The organism is Klebsiella sp. X13 (genome assembly GCF_003323835.1).
Classification (GTDB): domain Bacteria; phylum Pseudomonadota; class Gammaproteobacteria; order Enterobacterales; family Enterobacteriaceae; genus Klebsiella; species Klebsiella ornithinolytica.
In genome coordinates this window covers 5,294,303-5,308,841 of the sequence record NZ_CP030874.1, presented here as the reverse complement: position 1 = coordinate 5,308,841, position 14,539 = coordinate 5,294,303, and the positions used below count along the sequence as shown (strand labels likewise).

Below are 14,539 nucleotides of genomic sequence, written 5' to 3'. Positions count from 1 at the left end.
AATATAAAATGAACCCGACCGCCTGTACCCATAAAAACAACCCTAACTTCTGGATTTTCGGGCTGTTCTTTTTTCTCTACTTTTTCATCATGGCCACCTGTTTTCCGTTTCTGCCGATCTGGCTATCGGACGTTATCGGGCTGAACAAAACCGAGACCGGTATTGTGTTTTCCAGCCTGTCTCTGTTTGCGATTTGTTTTCAGCCGGTGCTGGGCGTTATTTCGGATAAGCTGGGGCTAAAGAAACATCTGATGTGGGTCGTCTCCGTCCTGCTGGTGCTGATTGCGCCATTCTTCCTCTACGTGTTTGCTCCGTTATTAAAAACCAATATCTGGATCGGCGCGTTAAGCGGCGGTGCCTACATCGGCTTTGTGTTTTCCGCGGGCGCCGGGGCGATGGAGGCGTACATCGAGCGCGTCAGCCGGAATAGCGGATTTGAGTACGGCAAAGCGCGTACCTTTGGTTGCCTGGGATGGGCGCTGTGCGCGACCACCGCAGGCATGTTGTTTAGCGTCAATCCGGAATGGGTTTTCTGGATGGGATCGGTCGCGGCCTTGCTGCTGCTGGTACTGGTTGCGATAGCTAAGCCGCAGGCCAGCCAGGCGACTCAGGTGCTGGGCTCCCTGGGGGCCAATCGTTCCGCCGTAGATTTGAAAACCGCGGTGCGCATGTTCCGCCAGCGCAAAATGTGGATGTTTATTTTGTATGTGGTTGGCGTGGCCTGCGTCTATGACGTGTTCGATCAGCAGTTTGCTACCTTCTTTAAATCCTTCTTTACCACCCCGGAAGCGGGGACCCGGGCGTTTGGTTTTGCCACCACTGCCGGGGAGATCTGCAATGCTATTATCATGTTCTGCTCGCCGTGGATTATTAACCGCATCGGCGCCAAAAATACCTTGTTGATTGCCGGGATGGTGATGGCGGCAAGGATGATCGGTTCATCGTTCGCCACGACGGCCGCTGAAGTCGTGGCGCTAAAAATGCTCCATGCGCTCGAGGTTCCGTTCCTGTTGGTGGGGGCATTTAAATACATCACCGGCGTCTTCGATACTCGCCTGTCGGCGACGATCTACCTGGTCGGTTTTCAGTTTGCCAAACAGGTGGCGGCGATTTTCCTCTCCGCGTTTGCCGGCAATATGTATGACCGGATTGGCTTCCAGGACACCTATATGATCCTCGGCGGTATCGCGCTGGTGGTGACGGTTATCTCGGCGTTCACTCTGTCAGGGAAAGCCGCCCTGGGCAGCGTTGAGGGCAAGGCGATGACGACCTGATCGTGCACCTGGCACCGTTCGGCGTGGCCGCGCGCCAGGCACGACGCCGCAGTGAACTGCGGCGTCGTTTTTTATACCCGCTTCCCGGGCGATTCAGGCGAGATAAAACACCTCTTTGAGCTCCGCACTCACCGGGCTGTTGTCCGGATTGGCAGGCATCACATCGCACATATGTTGCCACCAGCGCTGGCAGACATCGGTACTGGCGACCGCATTCCACCGCTCCTCAGATTCAATTTCCACCGTGGCGAACAGCAGATGGCGATCCTTATCGAGATAAATCGCGTAGCGATGCGCGCCGTGCGCTTTGAGTACCGCTTCCAGCTCCGGCCAGATGGGATTATGGCGGCGCTGGTACTCCTCATGCGCGTCGGGATTGACCTGCATGACAAAGGCTTTGCGGATCATAAGGCCTCCAGATAAAGCTCACGGACCTCATCGCGGCTGGCGCTGCGCGGGTTGCATGGTGCGCAGGGGTCAGCCAGCGCCTTATCCAGCCAGCCTTCGATATCGGCTTTGGTGACGCCAAGCTGGCTGAAACCTTGCGGGATACCGACCCGTTTGCTCAGCGCGCGAATCGCGTTGATGGCTTCTGTACTGGCGGCTTCCTCGCTCAGACCGTGGGTGTCCACGCCCATGGCCTGCGCCACGCGGGCAAAGCGAGCGATAGCGTTCGGACGGTTAAAGTTTTCGATGATCGGCAGCAGGATAGCGTTGCATACGCCATGCGGCAGATTGTGGGTGGCGCCAGGCTGATGCGCCAGCGCATGGACCAATCCCAGTCCGGCGCTGTTAAATGCCATGCCCGCCAGATACTGGCCAAATGCCATTTGCTCGCGCGCCTCGAGGTTATGCCCGTCCTCAACGGCTTTCGGTAGCCACCGGGATATCAGGCGAATGGCCTCCAGCGCGTTGGCATCGGTAAGCGGATGGGCGCCGACGGAAACAAACGCTTCGATGGCGTGGGTCAGGGCATCCATCCCGGTTGCGGCGGTGATGGACGGCGGAATATCCAGCATTACGCTGGCATCATCCACCGCAATATCCGGGATGATATTCGGATCGATAATCACCTCTTTGACCTGACGCCCGGCGTCGATAATCACCGCGTTGCTGGTCATCTCTGCCGCCGTACCGGCCGTCGTGTTGATCGCCACCAGCGGTACGCCGGCATTCTTCACCTTGCCGACGCCGGAGTAAGCGGTGGAGGGCGCCGGGTTAGCGGTGAGGATTTTTACCGCTTTGGCGGTATCGATTGGGCTGCCGCCGCCAAAGGCGATGAGGTAATCGCACCCGGCCTCCCGATACGCCGCATAGCCTTGTTGCACCAGCGCCTCGGTGGGATTGGGAAAGACTTCGTCAAACAGATGATAAGGCAGCTGCTGCTCATCCAGGGCGGCGAACAGGCTGTCCAGCAGCCCGAGCTTTACCAGCTGGCCGTCGGTGACGATCAGCGCTTTGCCCCACTGTTTATCTGCTACCAGCTTGACCATATCACCGATAGCGCCCGCGCCGTGGAGGCTGATTTTGGGAAGTGCCAACATAAAACTCATCATAATTCTCCTTAATTACCGTGATTTTTATGCCCGGCGGCGCTGCGCTCGTAGCCACAGCGCCGTCCGACATTAGATCCGTCTTCGCTGCATCACTCGCCGCGTAATAATGGGCAGCGAGATCACCACAATCAGCATCGCGCCGATGATGATTGACATAACAATGCCCGGCACGTTGAGCAGGCTCAGGCCAAACGTCACCAGCCCCATCAGAAAGGCGGCGATAATCACCCCCACCATGCTGCCGGAACCCCCGAGAATATTGATGCCGCCGAGTACCGCCATCGTCACGACCGCCAGCTCCCAGCCCATCGCCAGGGTCGGGCGGGTGCTGCCAAGCCGGGAGGTCAACAGCACGGCGGCCAGCCCGGACATCAGCCCGACCAGCGCAAACAGCACCAGGTTGTGGCGCTTAACGTTGATACCGGAAAACCAGGCGCCGGTCGGGTTATTGCCAATGGCGTAGGTGCGGCGACCAAAGTTGGTTTTGTGCAGCAGGAAAGCGAAGGCGATTGCGAGAAGAATAAACAGCGCGAACTCGAAGGAGAGCGCACCCCACACATAGCCCTGGCCGAACCAGGCGAAGCTGTCCGGATAGTGGTTCAGCGCTTTGTCGCCCAGCAGAATGTAGGTCATACCGCGATACAGGCTCATGGTGCCGATGGTAATGACGATCGACGACAGATTCAGACGCGTGACCAGCAGGCCGTTAAACAGACCACACAGCAGACCCACTCCCAGCCCGACGGCCACCAGCAGCGGCGTATCCATCCCCGCCGCCGCGCAGAAGCCCATCACCGTTGAGCTCAGCGCCATGGTGGAGGCGACAGAGAGGTCGATTTCCCGGGCGATAATCAACATCGCCATCGGCAGGACCACAATCGCCTTCTCGGTAAAGTTGAAGGTGGCGTCCGACAAATTCCAGATATTGAGGAAGTAGGGCGAGGCCAGCGCGCAGACCACGAAGACCACCAGCGTGACCGCCAGTAAAAATCCTTCCCAGCATAGCAGGCGGTGCAGCGGTGACGGCGCAGGTGCGATGTTGATCGTCTCTTCCGGGGTCATTATTTTACTCATGATTTCACCGTCTGTTTTTGCGCGGCAACCACCGCACTGCGCAGAATTAACCGCCCGTGTCGTTTGTTGCCGCGCTCATTGAGTACCACCGCGATAACGATGACCGCGCCGGAGATCGCCATTTGCCAGAACGGTGAGATACCCATCACCGGCAGCGCATTATTGATGATGCCGAGAAACAGCGCGCCGCAAAGACAGCCGATGACGCGCCCGGTTCCCCCCATCGTACTGATGCCGCCAATCACGCAGGCGGCCACGACCTGTAATTCAAAACCGTTGGCAACATCAACGTAGGCGACGGCAAAGCGCGAGATCCACAGGTAGCCGCAAAAGCCCGCCAGCGCGCCGGAGAGGCAGAAGCTGATGAACTGCATTTTCCCCGCATTAATCCCGGTGTAATACGCCGCGGTAGCGTTGCCGCCCGCGGTGTACAGCGCCCGGCCGGTACGGCTGTAACGCAGAAAGTAGCCCACCAGCAACAGCGCGGCGATGGCGCACCAGCTCAGCAGCGGTAGCCCAAGCAGCGAGGCGCGCGGCAGGCCGAGAAAATCGGCGCTCATCTGGTGCGAGTTGACCCAGCCGCCGTCGGAAAGCAGGAAAATAATGCCGCGGTAGATGCTCATGGTACCGAGGGTGACCACAATGGCCGGGATGCCGAGCCGCCACACCAGCAGGCCGTTGATCATCCCCATCAGCAGGCCCAGCAGGGTCGCCAGAACCAACAGCGTCCAAACCGGTACTTCGGGATAGTGGGCGTTGAGCAGCGCGACAATCATCCCGGTTAGCGCCAGATTGGCGGCCATCGACAGATCGATACCTTTGGTCAGCAGCACCATCATCTGACCGAGGGCAAGGATGATCAGAATAGCGGTGTCGTTAAACATCTCCACCAGATTACCGGGCGTGACAAATGACGGTGCCCGGCTGCCGATCGCGCTGATCATCATAATGATGATGACAGCCAGCAGCGTTTCACGGTGTTTAAGCAGTTGTCGCCCCATTATGCTGCCTCCCGACCGAGGCCGCTGGCGGCGCTGACGATGGTTTCTGCCGTTGCCTCCCCCGCGCGATATTCGGCCACCATCAGCCCTTCATGCATCACGATTATGCGGTCTGCCATCCCCATGACTTCCGGCAGCTCGGATGACACCATGATCACCGCCAGCCCCTGGCCCACCAGTTCGGACATAAACTGATGCACCGCCGCTTTTGAGCCGATGTCGATCCCCTTGGTTGGCTCATCGAGGATGATCACCTCCGGGTGTGTGGCCAGCCATTTGCCGATCACCACTTTCTGCTGATTGCCGCCGGAGAGGGTTTCTACCGTCTGCTGCCAGTTAAACGCTTTGACCTGCAGACGTGAGGCATATTCATTCGCCAGCTGCCATTCGCGGGTGGCGTTCAATACGCCATTGGGATTGAGTTGACTGAGCTGCGGCAGGCTAATGTTCTGGGCGATTGGCAGGGCAATAATCGCCCCCTGCTTCTGCCGCTCTTCCGGCACGCAGACAATTCCCGCCCGGATGGCGTCCGCCGGCTGGCGGAAGTGCATGGTTTTACCGTTCAGCACGATCTCCCCGCTCGCGGGACGAGATACCCCGGAGAGCGCCTGCATCAGCTCGGTTCGCCCGGCGCCGACCAGTCCGTAGAAGCCCAGAATTTCACCTTTACGCAGCGAAAAATGGATATTGGCAAACTCGGTGGGATGGCAGAGGTTTTTCACCTCCAGGACCGTTGCGCCCGGCGTGCACTCGACTTTCGGGTAGGTCTGGGTGATGGCGCGACCGACCATCATCGCCACCATCCGTTCTTCGGTGATGTCATTAATGGCGCCGGCGCTGACGAAGACGCCGTCGCGCAGAATGGTGTAGTAATCGGCCAGTTCGAAAATTTCGTCAAACTTATGCGAGATAAACAAAATCGCTTTCCCGTCTTGCTTCAGGCGTTCAACGATTTGATAGAACTCCAGAATCTCATGCTGCGAGAGGGCGGCGGTGGGCTCATCGAGAATCACCACCTGGGCGTCGAAGGAGAGCGCTCTGGCAATCGCCACCATATGCCGCTGGGCGATGCTGAGGGTTTTCAGCGTCGCGCGTGGGTCAATCTGCACCTCAAGGCGGGTGAGGATTTCGCTGGCTTTGCGGTGCATGGCGGGCCAGTCGAGTTTCTTCAGCAGGCCGGTATACAGATACTGGCCGACGAAAATATTTTCGGTGACCGACAGCTCGTCGAACAGCACGGTTTCCTGATGAATGGCGGTGATCCCCACCTTATGCGCCGACTCGGGGTTCGGCAGCTGGATAGGGATTGCTTTATAGAGGATCTCGCCCTCTTCGGGCTGATAAATACCGGTCATTACTTTGACCAGCGTGGATTTGCCGGCGCCGTTTTCGCCGATTAAGGCGGTCACTTTGCCGGGCCAGAGATCGAGCTGTACGTTCTCAAGGGCATGCACACCGGGGAAAACCTTGGTGATGCCCTTAAGCGACAGCAGAGGAGTGGATGCCGTCATGATAATTCTCCAGTTTTTCCCCTCCCGGTATCGGTGAGGGGAACGGGGTCAAAAGATTTTTGAGAATTTATCGATGTTGCTGGCATCGTAAACGAACGGCTGCGCCATCGCGCCGTTGCCGTTGGCATCCAGCTGGACTTTACCCAGCTTGCCCATACTGGCTTCGGTTTTACTCGCCGTCCCTTTTACCAGATCGTCGGCCAGATAAGTGGCGGCGTAGCCCAGATCAATAGGGTTCCAGATAGCGAAGCTTTTGCTGGCGCCGGATTTAATCGCCCCGGCCATTTCAGACGGCAGCCCGAGCCCGGTCACGTAGACCTTGCCAATCTTGCCCTGATCCTTGACCGCCTGCGCGGCGGCGACGATCCCGACCGAAGAAGGCGAGACGATCACTTTCAGCTCGGGATATGACTTCAGCAGGCCCACCGCTTCGCGGTAGCTCTTATCCGACAGATCGTCGCCGTAGGCCACGGTGACCAGATTGACGGAAGGGTACTTCGGCAGCACCTTTTTCATCTCCTCGATCCAGATATTCTGGTTGGTCGAGGTCGGGGTGGCGCTTAACACGGCCACATCGCCTTTATCGACATTCAGCGCTTTTAATGCCTCGGCGGCGAGCCGGACGTTGGTTTCGCCAATCAGGGCATTATTGGAGGGGTTGAGATGGATTTGCCGACCCGCTGGCGCCACGCCGGAATCCCAGGAGACCACTTTGATACCGCGCTGCATGGCTTTTTTCAGCACCGGGACGACGGCATCAGGATCGTTGGCGGAGATGGCGATCGCATCCACGCCCTGGGCGATCAATCCGTTAAGGACTTCGATCTGCGCTTCTGCCGTGGTGGTGGTCGGGCCGGTATAAATGACTTTAACATCGCCTAACTCTTTGGCCGCTTGCTGGGCGCCGACGTTCGCAGCTTCGAAGAACCCATTTCCCAACGATTTTGCCACGAGGGCGATTTTCACTTCCGCTGAAGCAGAACCGGACAACGCCATAATGGCAACGGTGAGGATCAAGCTTGTCTTTGTTTTCATTGCTTTTACTCCACATGATTGAGTTAGATTCCCGTTGTCATTCACATTACAGATGCGTTGGCTTGTATGACCCGTCCATCCGTGGACTCCGCCCCCTTCCTGCAGTGCGACATACTCGGGGAATGATTTGCAGGTGACAGAGTTCGCCCCGTCTCGGTGAGCGGGGCGCGATGTTGTTATTGATACAGGTCTAACGCGGACTGCATGGGCTGCACCGCAAAGCGTTTGCCCAGGGCGATGAGCTCTTCGCGGGTGATGGTCTGTTTCATGCCCCCCATCGAATAGACTTTCACCAGCACTTCGGCCGACTTCTCGGCGGTATCGATGAGACCGAAGGTTTCGTCCAGCGTCGGGCCGCTGCCGAAGACGCCGTGGAACGGCCACAGCACCAGCGAATGTTTGCGCATTTCCAGCGCGGTGGCCTGGCCAATTTCATCGGTGCCCGGCACCATCCACGGCAGAATGCCGACCCCGTCCGGGAAGACCACCAGACATTCGGTGCTGCCTTCCCACAGTTTGCGGGTGAACAGATCGCTGTTGTTCTCCAGTACATAGGTCAGGGCAATCAGGTTGGTGGCGTGGCAGTGCATGATCACGCGGTCTTTGCCGTTGGTTAGCCTGATGCGCTCGCTGTGGGAGAGAAAATGCGCCGGTAATTCAGAGGTCGGCACCGCATCGTCCGTCAGTCCCCATAGCACGTGGTATCCCGCCCCATCGCTGTCTACCTTCACCACGCCGAGATTGGCCGCAGGATCGAGCTGGACGTTGCGGAAAAATTTGCCGGAACCGGTGACGATAAATGGCTGGTTCGCCAGCGTGGGCATCGGCTGACTGAGGGCGATGTAGCGCGGCTTAGCGTAAAAATCGGCCGCGAACGGTTCGATATCCGCGTCGTCGAGGCGCAGCGTCAGGTTACCGCCGTTACGCTCGTCCCAGCCCTTCAGCCAGGCATCGGAAGTGGCTTTAATCATGCCCTGAACGAACCAGGCGTTGATGATGTTCTGCATAGTCTTGTATTCCTGTTGCTGCGATGCGGGGGGAGCCCCGCACCATAAAGAAGATTGACCCTACGGGCTGCGGTTGTGGCATCAGCCGCCGTCCGGCAATGATGATTAGCCGCGTTGGCTTAGTACCGCTTTTTCATAAGCGCGTACGCTATCCAGCCACTGGCTGCCCGCCGGGGTATCGTGGCGCTGGCAATACATCTCCCAGGCGGCCTGCCATGGCAGGCATTTCTGCTCTTCCAGCAGGGCCAGACGGGCGGTGTAGTCACCGTCAGCTTCCAGCTGGCGCAGCTGTTCCGTCGGTTCCAGCAGGGCGCGCAGCAGCGCTTTCTTCATGTTGCGGGTACCAATCACCCACGCCGCGATGCGGTTAATCGAGGCGTCGAAGAAATCGAGACCGATGTGCACGCGGTCGAACAGGTTGTGGCGGATGATTTCGCTGGCGATAGCCTGGGTTTCGTCATCCAGCAGCACGACGTGGTCGCTGTCCCAGCGCACCGGGCGGCTGACGTGCAGCAGCAGTCGCGGGATGTACAGCATGGCGGCGGAAATTTTGTCAGAGATGACTTCCGTCGGGTGGAAGTGGCCGGCATCGAGGCACAGCGCGGTCTGGCGGCTGGTGGCGTATCCCATATAGAACTCGTTGGAGCCGACGGTATAGCTTTCTGCGCCGATACCGAACAGTTTGCTCTCTACGGCATCGATGTGATGCGCCGGGTCGAGTTTTTCGCTGATGACCTCATCCAGCGCATTGAGCAGACGCTGGCGCGGGGCAAAACGGTCAACGGTAATATCTTTCATGCCGTCCGGGATCCAGATATTCATCACCGACGGGGTGCCCAGCTGCTCGCCGAACCAGGCAGAGATACGGCGGCTGGCTTTGCAGTGATCGATCCAGAACTGGCGGATTTCGTCGTTGGCGTGCGACAGGGTAAAGCCATCGGCGCTCAGCGGGTGGGAGAAACAGGAGGGGTTAAAATCCAGCCCCAGCTTATTGGTTTTGGCCCACTCAACCCAGTTGCGGAAGTGTTGTGGCTTGATTTCATTGCGCGCCACCGGCGTATCTGATTCCAGATAGAGCGCGTGCAGATTCAGGCGTTTCGGCCCCGGAATCAGGCTCAGCGCCTGCTCAAGGTCGGCGCGCAGCTCGCCGGCGTTACGAGCTTTGCCCGGATAGTTCCCCGTGGCCTGAATCCCGCCCGTTAAGTTCCCTTCCGGGTTTTCGAAGCCGGCGACGTCATCGCCCTGCCAGCAGTGCATCGAAACGGGTAGTCGGTCCAGTTGACGCAGGGCCTCCTCGACATCCACGCCAACGGCAGCGTAGCGCTGTTTAGCAATATCCCAGGCTTGTTCAAGTTGAGTGGTCATGCGCAAAGCTCCTTAGTCTGTTGTGGCTGAAACTGCGCCACGAAACGGGCAATTTCATGTTCAGGATTGGGGGTAAACGTGGTAAGCGCGGCGTTGCGACATACCACCTGACGGAAATCGTCGACGTTATTCAGTTCGTCCAGGGTCATCAGCTGGATGCCGATATTGCCCAGCGTGGAGGCCTCTACGGGCCCAGCGACCACCGTGATACCGCAGGCGTCGGCACACAGCTGATTGAGCAGCTCGTTCTGGCAGCCGCCGCCGACAATATGCAGCTGGCTGAACGGCTGGCCGCGGAGTTGGGCCAGTTCACGAAGTACGCGGGCATAGAGCAGGGCCAGACTGTCGAAAATGCAGCGCGCCAGTTCGGCGTCATCGCCGGGAACCGGCTGCCCGGACTCGCGACAGGCGGACTGAATTTCGGCGCTCATATTGGCCGGATTGATAAAACGATCGTCGTTGCAGTCAATGACGAAACGGCAGGCCGGAAGACGAGCGGTACGGGCGATGAGCGCCGACAGGTCACTGATGTTTTGTTCTTTCAGCACCCGCTGCAGCAGCCACAGTCCCATGATATTTTTCAGCACCCGGTAGCGCCCTTCGGCGCCACCTTCATTGGTGATATTCGCCTGCAGCGCGTCGCTACCGGTGTAGGGGGTTTTGCTTTCAAAGCCCATCAGCGACCAGGTGCCGGAAGAGAGATACGCGGCGTTTTTGCTGGCCAGCGGCGAGGCGATGACCGCGCTGGCGGTATCGTGACTGGCGACGGCCACCACCGGAATGGCGTTGCCCTGCGGGCATAACCAGTGACCGATTACGTTACCGGGATGCGTTGGCGTGCCGAACCATTCGCGCGGCGCTCCGCTCCAGTTCAACAGCTCTTCATCCCAGCTATCGCTGTTTATATTGATCAACTGGGTGGTGGTGGCGTTGGTGTATTCCCAGTTCAGATGGCCGGTGAGGCGAAAGCTGAAGTAGTCAGGGATCAGCAGCGCATGTGAAACCTGGCTGACCAGTTCCGGCTGCTGCTCAACCAGCGCGCGGAGCTGATATAGGGTATTGAAGGGCATAAACTGAATGCCGCTACGGCGGTAGATCTCGGCGCGGCCTATTTGCTCTTCGGCATGGTGCATCAGGCCCTGGGTTCGTGGGTCACGATAGGAGACCGGCAGACCCACGCGTTCGCCGTGCTTATCCAGCAGGACATAATCCACGCCCCAGGTATCAATACCGATACTGTCGATGAGGATACCCTGCTCGCAGACCTTCACCAGCCCGCGGCGAATTTCGCCTTCCAGACGGTCGACATCCCAGCAGTCGTAGCCATCCACCTTTTGCAGGCTATTGGTAAAGCGGTGTATTTCGCGCAGCGTTAGCGTACGCGGGCCGCATTCATAGCTGGCAAGCATCACCCGCCCGCTGGAGGCGCCTAAATCAACGGCTACACAATGACGAAAGCTCATGGGGAGATCCTTGTAAAAATCATTGTCAGCAGTCTAAAAAAGTCGTGAATCGCGCACCTTCTTGCCACTGACAGGGAAAACAGGCGGCTGGCAAGAAAGCAAAGATGACCGTGAGGGAGGTCACAGATTCTCTTCATGAGCATCAGGGAAGAGGATGTGATGTTGTCCGCAGTTCCCGATCTTTCCGGCTGTTTCTTGAAAAAGCGGCAGGTTTTACGAATTTTGCGGTCAAAAATTGAAGGCTGGATTGCGGACCCTTAATTACTATTTGTGGCACTGATTGATAACATTTCTCATTTCGAGGGTGCCGTTATGACCATTTTGCACAGCGTGGATTTCTTTAAGTCCGGGACTTCTGCTGTGGCCATTGAGCCACGCCTCCCTCAGGCGGCGTTCCCGGAACATCATCACGATTTCCATGAAATCGTCATCGTTGAGCACGGCACGGGGATTCATGTGTTCAACGGTCAGCCCTATACCATCAGCGGCGGTTCGGTGTGCTTTATTCGCGATCACGATCGTCATCTCTATGAACATACGGACAATTTATGCCTGACTAACGTGCTCTATCGCGCGCCGGATGCCTTTCGCTTTCTGAATGGCGTCAATCAGCTGTTACCGCAGGAGCAAGAGGGGAATTACCTCTCTCACTGGCGGGTGAACCAGGCCGTGCTACAGCAGGTACGACAGATCGTCGGACAGATGGAAGACGTCGGCCTCGAACCGGATATGCATACGCTCGCCGGACGGGAGATTCTCTTTATGCAGCTGCTTGTCCTGCTGCGTAAAAGCAGCCTCGCGGAAGGGGCGGCCGACAACGAAGCGCGGCTGAATCATCTGATGGCCTGGCTGGAAGATCACTTTGCCGAGGATGTCTGTTGGGAAGAGGTGGCGGATAAGTTTTCCCTGTCGCTGAGGACATTGCATCGCCAGCTGAAGCAACAGACCGGCCTGACGCCGCAGCGCTACCTCAATCGGGTGCGACTGATGAAGGCGCGTCACCTGCTACGCCATAGCGATGAGAGCATCACGGATATCGCCTATCGTTGCGGTTTCGGCGACAGTAACCACTTTTCGACGCTTTTTCGCCGCGAGTTTTCCTGGTCGCCGCGCGATATCCGTCAGGGACGGGACGCCATTCTTCAGTAACGCGAGAGCAGTCAACGTTTTAGCGAGCAAAAACGCGAATAATAAACCGTTATTGGCGGTGGAGTTCTGGTAGTGGCTGGTCAGCTGATTCTGCGCAAAGATGAGTTTTTTGCCTCTCCTTCTCAGGCGGTAGCGGTTGCCGACCGTTATCCGCAAAATGTCTTCGCCGAGCATACCCACGAGTTCTGCGAACTGGTACTGGTATGGCGGGGAAATGGCCTGCATGTCCTTAACGATCGCCCATGGCGCATTACCCGTGGCGACCTGTTTTATATTCGCGCCGAAGACAAACACTCCTACGCCTCGGTGAATGATTTAGTCCTGCAAAACGTCATCTATTGCCCGGATCGTCTGCGGCTTAACTTTGACTGGGCGGCCCATATTCCCGGTCTGTTTGGGACGTCGTGGATGCCGCACTGGCGGATCGGCAGTTCTGGTATGGCTCAGGTTCGCCAGGTGATTACTCAGCTGGAGCAGGAGAGCGCCCGCGGCGATGCGCAGTCTAATAACATGGCCGAGCTGCTGTTTGCGCAGCTGGCGTTGATTCTTCATCGCCACCGCTATGCGACCGATAACCGGGCGGCGACCCAAAGCGAAACGCTCCTCGATAAGCTGCTGACCGAACTGGCCGGCAGCCTGAATCGACCTTTTATTCTTGAGCTGTTTTGTGAGCGGGAGGGGTGCGGCGAGCGTGCGCTGCGTCAGCAGTTTCGCCAGCAGACCGGGATGACGATCAACCATTACCTGCGTCAGCTGCGTATCTGCCACGCGCAGTATTTATTGCAGCACACCGAGCGGTTGATTGGTGACATTGCGATGCAGTGCGGATTTGAAGACAGTAACTACTTTTCCGTCGTCTTTAATCGCGAAATTGGCATGACCCCAGGGCAGTGGCGGCAACGCAGTCGCGTTGCCGCATAGGGCATTAGCTGGCCATGCCGAGGCCAACGATATTGGCGGCGATGATAATCACCACGCAGCCCAGACTTAACACGCTGACCGGACGACGCCCGGCATTGTTCCACTCTTTCAGCACCAGCCCGACCAGCCCGCCGCACAGCACATAGAAGCTCATATGCAGCATCCAGCTCATGTAGTCATACTGCGCGGGAATGCTGGCGTGGCCCCAGGCATAGAAGAAAAACTGGAGATACCACATCAGACCGCCCAGCGCCGACAGCAGCACGTTGGCGATAATCAGCGGTTTTGCCAGCGAGAAGTCGGCTTTGATCGACAGGTTTTTGACTTTAGCCAGACGAATAAAGCAGAAGCCAAGGTTGACCAGCGCGCCGCCGCCCATAATCACCACATAGCTGGGCAGCGCGGTATACAGCGGGTCAACTCCCAGCGCTGCCGCGGCATCATGCATTGGCCTGGCGGCGTTCATCGCAAAGGACATCCCGGCAGAGAAAATGCCGCACATCACCGCCAGCATGAGCCCTTTTTTCAGATTGAAGTCTTCGGCTTTAATGCCCATCTTGCGCTCTTTCAACTGGCCGGCCCGGGTGACTATCGCCACGCCGATCACCGCAACCAGCACGCCGAGCAGCGTCATCTGGCCACCCTGGGTATGAAGGAGCACATCGATCTGCCCGTTGATAATTGGAGTCATCAGCGTGCCGACAATCAGGGTAATCCCGATGGCGATACCGATCCCCATCGACATACCGAGGTAGCGCATGGTCAGGCCGTAGTTAATATTGCCGATCCCCCACATGGCGCCAAACAGAAACACCGGCAGGAGCGTGGAGGCGTTGAAGGAACGGTAATAGGCCCAGAAATCAGGCAGCAGCATCGCGCTGATAGCCCAGGGAAGAATCAGCCAGGAGACAATCCCGCCGATTGACCACATGGTTTCCCATGACCACTGTTTAACTTGTTTGAACGGGGCATAGAAACAGGCTGCACTGGCCGCACCTATCAAATGCCAAAAAATACCCATCGTAATCGCGTGATTCATTGATTTTATCCTCATCTATTTTTTTATCGGATAAATCTTCTTCCGACACGATGAGTGTAAAAATCGGTCAGTTTTCTCGCCTTCAGGCTGTTGCCATGTGACGCTGAACTCTGGCAACCAACAACTTAATTACTTGTTCCAGCT

13 protein-coding genes are annotated in these 14,539 nt (G+C 57.6%); 3 read left to right on the top strand and 10 right to left on the bottom strand.

The genetic code is table 11. From position 1 onward, the window contains the following. The first annotated feature begins 8 nt into the window (after window positions 1-8). A complete protein-coding gene (locus DSD31_RS25340; RefSeq protein WP_032718515.1) occupies window positions 9-1,274 on the top strand; it encodes an MFS transporter in 1,266 nt (421 codons plus the stop codon). 93 nt (window positions 1,275-1,367) lie between these two features. Here DSD31_RS25340 and rhaM read toward each other — a convergent pair whose 3' ends face one another. The 9 genes from rhaM to rhaB form a co-directional block, all read right to left on the bottom strand. Continuing rightward, window positions 1,368-1,682 (bottom strand): L-rhamnose mutarotase, encoded by a 315-nt coding sequence (rhaM, locus tag DSD31_RS25335; protein ID WP_004869340.1) that lies wholly within the window; start codon window positions 1,680-1,682, stop codon window positions 1,368-1,370. After that, window positions 1,679-2,827, bottom strand: a complete 1,149-nt coding sequence (fucO, locus tag DSD31_RS25330) for a lactaldehyde reductase (protein ID WP_004869342.1) — start codon at window positions 2,825-2,827, stop codon at window positions 1,679-1,681. The genes rhaM and fucO overlap by 4 nt, the downstream gene beginning before the upstream one ends. 72 nt (window positions 2,828-2,899) lie before the next feature. Beyond that, complete coding sequence (locus DSD31_RS25325) at window positions 2,900-3,904, bottom strand: ABC transporter permease (RefSeq protein ID WP_032718499.1); 1,005 nt, start codon at window positions 3,902-3,904, stop codon at window positions 2,900-2,902. Then, window positions 3,901-4,908: an ABC transporter permease gene (locus tag DSD31_RS25320; protein ID WP_162786338.1), complete on the bottom strand. Its 1,008-nt coding sequence runs from the start codon at window positions 4,906-4,908 to the stop codon at window positions 3,901-3,903. The genes DSD31_RS25325 and DSD31_RS25320 overlap by 4 nt, the downstream gene beginning before the upstream one ends. Continuing rightward, entirely contained in the window at window positions 4,905-6,416 is a 1,512-nt protein-coding gene (locus DSD31_RS25315; RefSeq protein ID WP_004869347.1) for a sugar ABC transporter ATP-binding protein, read from the bottom strand. Before DSD31_RS25315 ends, DSD31_RS25320 begins: the two co-directional genes overlap by 4 nt. 48 nt (window positions 6,417-6,464) lie before the next feature. Next, window positions 6,465-7,451 carry a rhamnose ABC transporter substrate-binding protein gene (gene rhaS, locus DSD31_RS25310; RefSeq protein WP_004869349.1) on the bottom strand — a complete coding sequence of 329 codons (987 nt, stop codon included), beginning with the start codon at window positions 7,449-7,451 and terminating at the stop codon, window positions 6,465-6,467. A gap of 176 nt (window positions 7,452-7,627) precedes the next feature. Beyond that, window positions 7,628-8,458, bottom strand: a complete 831-nt coding sequence (gene rhaD / locus DSD31_RS25305) for a rhamnulose-1-phosphate aldolase (RefSeq protein WP_015585433.1) — start codon at window positions 8,456-8,458, stop codon at window positions 7,628-7,630. Window positions 8,459-8,563: 105 nt separating this feature from the next. Further along, entirely contained in the window at window positions 8,564-9,823 is a 1,260-nt protein-coding gene (rhaA, locus tag DSD31_RS25300) for an L-rhamnose isomerase (protein WP_004869351.1), read from the bottom strand. Further along, a complete protein-coding gene (rhaB, locus tag DSD31_RS25295) occupies window positions 9,820-11,286 on the bottom strand; it encodes a rhamnulokinase (protein WP_048023488.1) in 1,467 nt (488 codons plus the stop codon). Before rhaB ends, rhaA begins: the two co-directional genes overlap by 4 nt. A 312-nt stretch (window positions 11,287-11,598) precedes the next feature. On the opposite strand from rhaB, the gene rhaS (DSD31_RS25285) reads away from it, so the two are divergent. After that, on the top strand, window positions 11,599-12,435 hold the full coding sequence (gene rhaS, locus DSD31_RS25285) for an HTH-type transcriptional activator RhaS (RefSeq protein WP_004869353.1): 837 nt from the start codon (window positions 11,599-11,601) through the stop codon (window positions 12,433-12,435). A 72-nt stretch (window positions 12,436-12,507) separates the two neighbouring features. Next, window positions 12,508-13,356 (top strand): HTH-type transcriptional activator RhaR, encoded by an 849-nt coding sequence (gene rhaR / locus DSD31_RS25280; RefSeq protein ID WP_004869355.1) that lies wholly within the window; start codon window positions 12,508-12,510, stop codon window positions 13,354-13,356. A 4-nt stretch (window positions 13,357-13,360) separates the two neighbouring features. On the opposite strand, the gene rhaT is transcribed toward rhaR, so the two are convergent. Beyond that, window positions 13,361-14,395, bottom strand: coding sequence for an L-rhamnose/proton symporter RhaT (rhaT, locus tag DSD31_RS25275; protein WP_004869358.1), 1,035 nt, complete (start codon window positions 14,393-14,395; stop codon window positions 13,361-13,363). Window positions 14,396-14,539 lie beyond the last annotated feature (144 nt).